The organism is Massilia sp. TWP1-3-3 (genome assembly GCF_049897805.1).
Taxonomy (GTDB): Bacteria; Pseudomonadota; Gammaproteobacteria; order Burkholderiales; family Burkholderiaceae_D; genus Telluria_A.
The window spans coordinates 1-1,500 of record NZ_JAFCWX010000107.1; the positions used below are offsets into that span (position 1 = coordinate 1).

General features: G+C 54.7%; 2 protein-coding genes. Both read right to left on the reverse strand.

The genetic code is table 11. The annotated features are described in order from the left end of the window. Positions 1-77: 77 nt before the first annotated feature. A complete protein-coding gene (locus tag ACP7D4_RS27995; protein WP_426212706.1) occupies positions 78-680 on the reverse strand; it encodes a hypothetical protein in 603 nt (200 codons plus the stop codon). A gap of 14 nt (positions 681-694) precedes the next feature. Next, a partial coding sequence (locus ACP7D4_RS28000) for a hypothetical protein (RefSeq protein WP_426212707.1) occupies positions 695-1,500 on the reverse strand: 806 nt, incomplete at its 5' end.

Sequence of the window (1,500 nt, forward strand, 5' to 3'; positions counted from 1 at the left end):
CTGGCCTATCTTTTTTGCATGACGTCCCACGCTGCCATGGGTGAAAGCTTACTGAACGCCCTCGAAGAGCCCGGGATTTAGCGCCCCGGCGAGCCTAGGATTTCAAAGGACGTAACAGCATAGTAAATGAAGAGCTCAAACATCGCGTCAGCGTTACCCAACTGAACGGCCGTGTCCAGGATCTTTGCAGACTGCGTGGGATCGGCGCTGGTGCCGAAGCCATGGCATGTAACCAACCCCAACAAGTACAAGGCTTCACCATCCGCAAAATTTTTGGCGCACCATGCTTCTAACAATATGAATGCTTGTTTTGCTTCTTGATCGGTGCACGTGTCGCGGCGATAAAGCCAACGACAATTCATTAGCGGCACGCAAGCTTCATCCATGCCTAGCGCTATTCCTTCGAGGAGAACTCCTTCCGAGCCGAGCACGTCGGGTTCGCCGAATGGCGTTCGTAGCAGCCAATCCGCGAGGCAAAGCGCGGCTTCCGCAACGCCGATATCTAGCGCCTTGCGCAGGGCTACTGGAATCATCCGCGCCTCGTCAATGGACATGATGCCAATCACCATATCGCCCCGTTCAACTTTTCCTACCATCGCCTTTGACCACGCAATCAGCTCCATGGCATCAGCAACAGTCGAACTGGCTTCAATTTGGTTAATTAACTCAATTTGTTGCATGCGGGTGTCCAAGGTTAGGTGACTGGGCAAAGACGCCAATATCCATATGGATTGTAAAAGAAGTCGTCATGCTCGTATCGGGTGCACGTCGTCCTTGAGAGCTGAAAACGCGCGGAATCGGGCCGCGTATGAAAAGTATGTCCGGCATCTAGATTTTGCCGTTTGTCGATCAAAAGAAAATGCATGAACCCGCTCAAGGCATCCACGGCATCCACCTCGGAGGTGCCGGCGTCATCAATTTCGATGTCTGGCAACCCCAGCAGGTGCATTCCTACGGAGTAGAGCAGGGAATCATCAGAGATCGGATATCGCACCCAGGCACGGATCAGCGCGGATTCCGAGGTCTTGGCGGCGTAGTCGGCAAGTTCCAGCCAATAGGTTCGGCCATGAGCTATTCCTGAACTCTCGCCTTTGACTGCGGACGCGCCAGCGTTTAGCAGGGCAGCAACCAAGGCCAGCGTCTGGCCGGACACTGCTAATGCGTTTTCCGTTGTCGTTCGTGGCGACAGAATATAGCTTACTGCAGAATGTCCCTCGATTGCATCCCAATCATCGGTAGTGATGGAGGGGGTGACTCGATCCGCCGACGTGCTGAAAGAAGACATCATTCGTGGGTCTGCCTCGTCCTGCGAGAAGTCGGCATCGTACTCAAAGCCAGTAAATTGACTGCATAGCTGACGAACGGGAGTTTTGCCCGTATGCTGAGCGCGTGCAAGATGTTTGATGGCTTGATGGTCACGATATCTGATGGTCAATCGGACGCTCTGCCGCGACGCGACCGCTCGTGACCGGCTGGCATCGTCGCAGCGGGGGCCGGCCC

Coding starts and splice junctions, on each gene's coding strand:
- ACP7D4_RS27995 (WP_426212706.1), bottom strand. CDS start 680: ATGCAACAAATTGAGTTAATTAACCAAATTGAAGCCAGTTCGACTGTT.